Genomic DNA, 6757 nt, shown 5'->3' on the forward strand with positions numbered 1-6757 from the left:
CGGGCTTAGCTCTCTTCTTTTTCGTTTGCCCGTATAACCTCAAAACTATCCACTTTCTGGAAGCCACGGGGCAGTTTGTTACCCCTGCGGCCTCTCTCTCCGTGATAATGCACAATGTCTGCCGATTTCAACGTCACATGACGCTTGCCTGAGTACAGAACCAGAGCGTCGCTCGAGTTCATTATCGCCAGATGAACCATCAACTCGATTCGGTCCGATGCCCGTGCCGAAGGAATATTAATGATCTTGTTGCCCTTACCTCTTGCCAGCTTCGGCAATTCGGAAAGCGGGAAGACCAGCATGCGTCCCTCGTTGGTGATGGCTGCCAGCACCTGATCTTCTGCCGTTACCGGTACGGGCGACATAACCTGGGAATACTTGGGCAGAGTCAGCAGAGCCTTACCGGCCTTGTTCTTGCTGACCATATCGGAATGCTGAACAACAAAACCATAACCGGCATCGCTGGCCAGCAAGTAACAATCATTACTGTCGCCTATACACAGCCCTTCAAAGGTTGCTCCGGAAGGAGGGTTGACGCGTCCTGTCAGTGGCTCACCCTGGCCCCGTGCAGAGGGAAGAGTATGAGTTTGAATAGAATAAGCGCGACCAGTGGAGTCTATAAAGATTGAAGACTGGTTACTCTTGCCCTTGGCAGACAATCGATACTTGTCTCCTGACTTATAGTTGAGACTGGCAGGATCAACCTCATGACCTTTGGCACAACGCACCCAACCCTTCTCAGACAGCACGACAGTCACTGGATCAGATGTCATCAGATCCGTTTCAGACAGTGCCTGGGCCTCCTGACGAACCTTAAGAGGTGAACGACGGTCATCACCAAATTCCTCAGCATCGGCCTTGATCTCTTTTTTGACCAGGGTTTTCAGTCGACGCTCGGAGCTGAGGGTCAGCTCAAGGTTCTTGCGCTCGTTTTCCAACTCTTCCTGTTCAGCACGGATTTTGATCTCTTCCAGTTTGGCTAACTGACGCAGTTTGATTTCCAGAATGGCATCCGCTTGAACCTCAGAGAGACCAAACCGGGTCATTATGACTTCTTTCGGCTTGTCTTCATTGCGGATAATTTCGATGACTTCATCAATGTTCAGGAAGGCTGCCAGCAACCCCTCAAGAATATGAAGCCGGGCCAGCACTTTATCGAGGCGGTGTTGCAGGCGACGTCTGACGGTATCGGTTCTCCAGACCAGCCACTCCTTCAGCAGGGTATCCAGAGCTTTGACCTGGGGCTTACCGTCGACACCGATCATATTCATGTTGACCCGGTAGGTCTTCTCAAGATCGGTCGTGGCAAACAGATGGTTCATCAAACCATCCACATCGATACGATTGGAACGGGGAACGATCACCAGTCGGGTAGGATTCTCATGGTCTGATTCGTCCCTCAGGTCTGCCACCATGGGTAACTTCTTGGCTTGCATCTGGGCGGCCACCTGCTCCAGAATTTTCGCCCCGGAAGCCTGATAGGGAAGCGCTGCGACAATGATCTCTCCACTGTCCTGCTGGTAGACGGCTCTCATTCTCAAAGAACCTCGCCCTTGCTCGTAGATCTTAAGAATTTCTTCGCGGGGGGTAATAATTTCAGCTTCGGTGGGGAAGTCCGGTCCCAGAACATGTTCAGCCAGCTCGGCAGTGCCTGAGCCCGGATGATCCAACAGATGAATACAGGCGTTTGCGACTTCTCTCAGGTTATGAGGAGGGATGTCCGTCGCCATACCCACGGCGATACCAGTGGTGCCGTTCAGCAGCAGATTGGGTAATCGGGCGGGCAAGATCGATGGTTCTTCCAGTGTTCCATCGAAGTTAGCTACCCAGTCTACTGTGCCCTGCCCCAGCTCACCGAGCAGGACGTCAGAATAGCGAGTCAGCCTGGACTCGGTATACCGCATCGCAGCAAACGATTTGGGATCATCCGGCGACCCCCAGTTTCCCTGGCCATCTACCAGCGGGTAGCGGTATGAGAAGGGCTGAGCCATCAATACCATGGCCTCGTAACAGGCAGAGTCGCCATGGGGATGAAATTTACCCAGAACATCACCCACCGTACGGGCTGATTTTTTAAACTTGGCGGTATTTTTCAGCCCCAGCTCGCTCATGGCATAAACAATACGGCGCTGTACTGGCTTCAGGCCATCGCCAATGTGGGGCAGGGCCCGATCCAGAATGACATACATGGAGTAATTCAGGTATGCGCTTTCTGTGTAGGCTCTCAGTGACTGTCGCTCTACGCCATCATCGCCGATGAAGGTCTGTTCCATTCTTAATAAACCTTGGGAGCTTTAAAAGTGAGCTAATCGGACATGATAATACCTCGATTGCTGATAGGACAGTCGAATACGCTGATTCATCCCTATGGCTGCTCTGAAATGTATGGATTTCCCCAGCCCTGAACCGCGGCAATACGAGCATTACGCTCAACTTCCCAGGCTGTTTCTGGATAGAGTCGATCCCAGGCTTCATAGAGCTTTCTCTGACTTTTGCTGAGTCTGAAGGCGTAACGGTTTGCCATATAGAGATAGATTCGGGCAATCTGGCCTCGTTGTGTTAACGGCGGTTGTGCTTTTTGCTGCTTGAAATTGACTTTAAAGTCACACTGACCATACATGTCAGGTGTATCTTGAAGAAAGCCGAAGCGGTAGTTGGATCGATCGCCATTCACTTCTCCGACTGCAGGAACCAGGTTGTGGAGATCCGATTCCATTTTGCGAAAATCGGGATTCTTGCCACAGCTTTTACGACCTCCCTCCTGCCAGCACTGCAGCTGATGACCAAATTCCCAGGCTGGTACCACATGCTCCCACTCAATTCTTGAAGCTCGGTTTGGCTGTTTTCGTACCTCATATCCGCAGGATTCAAGATCAGGCACCAGTTTCTTGCCCTGCACGGTTATATCGCAGCCGCAATAAAAACTGGTGAGGTGATTGGAATAGATTTTTACTGCTTCCCGCTTGGCCTGAGAAAAGCTGGTGAGTGCAGACCAGACAGAAAAAGGAAAGCTGGCAGCGCAGAAGAAAACCAGTAAACGAGAAACAATGGACACGAATCAGACCCGAACATAAAAGACTCAGGCTGATTTTATTAAAATTTGGCTCTATGGTTCCATATTTGTTTTCAACACGTCGCTGACGCGTACCATACATTTACGGCATCATAAAGATCGCCTGACACGGAAGAGTGAAGACCGATGAAAATTGTCATTGCCCCGGATTCCTTCAAAGAGTGCCTGACCGCCGCCCAGGTAGCCTCAGCCATCGAAACCGGCTTTAAGGAAATTCTTCCTGATGCTCAGTATGTCAAAGTACCCGTCGCCGACGGTGGCGAGGGAACACTTCAGTCACTGATTGATGCCACAGATGGTCATTTTATAAAAGTGCCTGTCACAGGCCCTATGGGCCATCAGGTTCAGGCTGAATTTGGCGTACTGGGTGACGGCGTAACGGCGGTCATCGAGATGGCCAGGGCTTCCGGGCTGGAGCTGGTCAGTCCTGATCAGCGTGACCCGATGATTGCAACCACAGCGGGAACTGGAGAACTGATCCTTAGTGCGCTGGATAAAGGTGTTAAAAAAATAATCGTCGGGATTGGTGGCAGTGCAACCAATGATGGCGGTGCCGGTATGATGCAGGCTCTGGGGGTTCGGTTATTAAGCGACGATGGTAAAGAGTTGCCTTACGGTGGAGAACCGTTACAAAGCCTCGGCAGCATCGATACCTCCAACATGGATCAGCGCCTGCAATCGGTTGAAATCATCGCTGCCTGTGACGTTGATAACCCTCTGACCGGTAACAATGGAGCTTCTGCTGTTTTTGGCCCGCAAAAGGGTGCTACACATGAAATGGTGGAAGCTCTGGATCAGTCCCTTGGGCATTATGCCCGGATTATGGAACGCGATCTGGGTGTCTCTGTCCGTGACGTGCCCGGTGCCGGAGCGGCCGGTGGCATGGGGGCGGCATTACTGGGTTTTCTCAATGCCCGGCTTGAGCCCGGTATTGAAATTGTCATGGATGCTGTTGGTCTGGCTGAAAAGGTCAAAGGGGCCAATCTGGTCATTACGGGTGAAGGTCGTATAGATGGCCAGACTGCTCAGGGTAAAACCCCTGTGGGTGTTGCTCGTATCGCCAAATCATTGGATCTTCCGGTGGTGGCATTGGCTGGTTCAGTTGGGCAGGGTGCAGACGCCGTTTATGCTCAGGGAATCGATGCCCTGTTTCCTGTGGTGCATGGAGCTGTCAGTCTTGAAAAGGCATTGATGAAAGGAGAAGAGAATCTGATCAGGGCTGCCAGAAATCTGGCCGTAGCTTTGACGATGAAACTTTAAAAACGTTTAAGAGCCAAAGGTTTTAGGGGCGGATACCAGACAAAGTCTATTTGCAGGCTCACGGCCCCTTGACGACATCTCTTGGGAGCAATCATTTTTTAACCGGTACCAATATCTCGGATAAATGACAGCTCAACATACCTGCGACAAAAACAGTCAAAGCAACACCCGCACCTGACTGCGCTGACGCCCAGAGAGAATTCTCCTGCAAAACATAGTAATACGCTGTGCCAATAAACAGCCAAAGCCACCAGAAACCCAGTGAAGCAATAGCGGCGACTTTCAGCAGTGCCGACAATGCAATTCTCATCTTGGTCTTTTCCTCGTTTTTGTTAAGCATTAAAACTGTCAGCTGTAAGACTAGCTCCGGGAGTCGCAATGAGGCATCAGGGTTTAACGCAGTCTTTGGCTTTTAATCCTGACCGCTTGGCGGAAAAAGGCTTAAATTGTGGCAGCGGTATTCACAAATTAAAAATCTGCTCTATTTTTTACCCATCAGCCTGAGTAAGTCATTGCTCAGGTACTTCAGGAACTCCGGCCGCTGAATCAGAATCAGGCAGGTAAAAGAATAACAAAAGTTAAAAGAAATATACCCCGCAATGAGCTGCTTATTGCTGAACACTTTTTTAAATGAAGTATAAAAATATCAACAAGTTGACAGCCTGCCTGCTGCTCACCCTGTTCCTCAGTCCGACACTCAGGGCGCTGACGCCTTCTGTTGTGGTCGTAGGTGGAGGTCCTGCAGCCATGACAGCCGCCCAGACGATTGCAAGATTCAACCCATCAGTCACGATACGGGTGATAAAAAGTCATAAAAGCCAGGGTCAGCTTGAAGGAGCGGGTACCATTGAAAACTGGCCCGGAAGCCTGACAATCAAGGGGTCAAGCCTGCAAAAGTTGATGGAAGACAAGGCAAGCAGCAATCCTAATGTTCAAATCATTGAAGATCATATTGTTGAAACTCAACTGAAGGGAACCCTGAAGGTCTTACAAGGTGAGCGTTCTGCCTATTATGCGACCCTTGTCATATTGGCATCGGGGGCAAAGCCCAACCTGCCGACGATTCTGGAGCCCTACAAAGGTAATGGGGTATTTACCTGTACCGACTGTGACGGTCCCAGGTTTGCAGAAAAAGATGTTCTGGTGGTGGGTGGAGGAGCCTCAGCCATTGAACAAGCTATCAGCTTGCTCAGCCTCAATGCCAATAAGGTCCATCTTGCTGTACAAGGCAGTAGCTTCAAGGCAGAAAGTATCATGATTGATCTTCTCTACAATGCACTGGAGAGAAGAAAGAAGGCTCTTTTTCTCTATTTCGAACATAATCTGGAGTCCATTTACATCAATCAGAATGGCTTGCTCAATGCCAGTACATTGAGTTTTGAGGGCGGCAGGCGCAGGCTGAGTCTTCCTGTTTCAGGTGTATTCTCAGCCATTGGGCAGAAGCCTCAATCCGGTATCTACCCTGATATTTGTCTGAATAACAAGGACTATATCCAACGCTATGATTTCAACCAAACTCCATGGTCTCAGCCCTTGATGAAGAGCAACATGCTCACACTCGGTTCTGTTGATAGCCCCTTTGTTACTCTCCTGATGGCTGCGGCCAGGGGAACAACCTCTGCCCAGTGGCTGAATAAAACGGTGACAAAAAGTGTTTGGTCGAAAAGGAGGGTCGCTATCCTTGGCGCAGGGATTGGGGGGAAAACCGCTGCTTTATACGCCAGCCGATCCGGGTTTGATGTTGTTCTCATTGATACCCGAAACAGAAAGCCGTTGAAAAGCTTCTGGCCAGTCCCTGACACTGAATCCAGCCTGCTTATAAGTCTGGATAAGCAGCTCCTCAGGTTATCCGTTTCTACAATAACGGCAGATACCATTACCTTGATGCCTCTGGAAAATCTCTACCGCGTTCAGGCTGATAACCGTTCCATCATGGTGGACGGCGTCATTGCCAATACACTGGAATACTCGCCGGAGGATCTGGGAATTGGCTCAATAGCGCCCGAGAGTCTGGATAACGAATACCGTTGGAGCCACACCTGTCAGAGCGGCGTTTTGACTGCAGGGGATGTTGCTGTCCATCACGATCTACCCAGACAAGCTATAACGGCCTCTTATTCTGGCTATCTTGCCGGCCTGAGGGCACTGGAGGAAATCCTGATGATGGAAGCGCAGGAAGCACTTCTCAATAGACCCTGAGCAACAAGCATCCAGCCTGTTCATTATTTGTTGTGGAGAAAGGCAAAGAAAATGCATGGGTGGGCGGCATTTTTGTTAGTTGTGCTTAACGACATGTTATGAACTTTCATCCTTAAAGCGACTCTATGTAACCGCATTAATTTTGAATTTTCTTTCTAATCGAGAACAAATACTCACTTCGAAGATTCCGAGCATGAATAGACTAGAAAATAACGGCACCGTCGG

At 50.0% G+C, this 6757-nt stretch carries 5 protein-coding genes; 2 read left to right on the forward strand and 3 right to left on the reverse strand.

Features of this window, described 5'->3' with window-relative positions; genetic code table 11:
* Positions 1-5 precede the first annotated feature (5 nt).
* Both parC and KDK19_RS06385 read right to left on the reverse strand, forming a co-directional pair.
* Positions 6-2273, reverse strand: a complete 2268-nt coding sequence (parC, locus tag KDK19_RS06380) for a DNA topoisomerase IV subunit A (RefSeq protein ID WP_257291580.1) — start codon at positions 2271-2273, stop codon at positions 6-8.
* A gap of 92 nt (positions 2274-2365) precedes the next feature.
* A complete protein-coding gene (locus KDK19_RS06385; RefSeq protein WP_368736441.1) occupies positions 2366-3055 on the reverse strand; it encodes an endonuclease in 690 nt (229 codons plus the stop codon).
* Between the two features lie 144 nt (positions 3056-3199).
* Here KDK19_RS06385 and KDK19_RS06390 point away from each other — a divergent pair, with 144 nt between their 5' ends.
* A complete protein-coding gene (locus KDK19_RS06390; protein ID WP_257291581.1) occupies positions 3200-4333 on the forward strand; it encodes a glycerate kinase in 1134 nt (377 codons plus the stop codon).
* Positions 4334-4424: 91 nt separating this feature from the next.
* On the opposite strand, the gene KDK19_RS06395 is transcribed toward KDK19_RS06390, so the two are convergent.
* Complete coding sequence (locus tag KDK19_RS06395; RefSeq protein ID WP_257287694.1) at positions 4425-4643, reverse strand: hypothetical protein; 219 nt, start codon at positions 4641-4643, stop codon at positions 4425-4427.
* A 320-nt stretch (positions 4644-4963) separates the two neighbouring features.
* Between KDK19_RS06395 and KDK19_RS06400 the strand changes: the two genes are divergently transcribed.
* On the forward strand, positions 4964-6532 hold the full coding sequence (locus KDK19_RS06400) for an FAD-dependent oxidoreductase (RefSeq protein ID WP_257291582.1): 1569 nt from the start codon (positions 4964-4966) through the stop codon (positions 6530-6532).
* The last annotated feature ends 225 nt before the right edge of the window (positions 6533-6757 follow it).

Source organism: Endozoicomonas sp. ONNA1 (assembly GCF_024606325.1).
In the GTDB taxonomy this organism is placed as follows: domain Bacteria; phylum Pseudomonadota; class Gammaproteobacteria; order Pseudomonadales; family Endozoicomonadaceae; genus Endozoicomonas_A.

Coding starts and splice junctions, on each gene's coding strand:
- KDK19_RS06395 (WP_257287694.1), bottom strand. CDS start 4,643: ATGAGAATTGCATTGTCGGCACTGCTGAAAGTCGCCGCTATTGCTTCA.
- parC (WP_257291580.1), bottom strand. CDS start 2,273: ATGGAACAGACCTTCATCGGCGATGATGGCGTAGAGCGACAGTCACTG.
- KDK19_RS06390 (WP_257291581.1), top strand. CDS start 3,200: ATGAAAATTGTCATTGCCCCGGATTCCTTCAAAGAGTGCCTGACCGCC.
- KDK19_RS06400 (WP_257291582.1), top strand. CDS start 4,964: ATGAAGTATAAAAATATCAACAAGTTGACAGCCTGCCTGCTGCTCACC.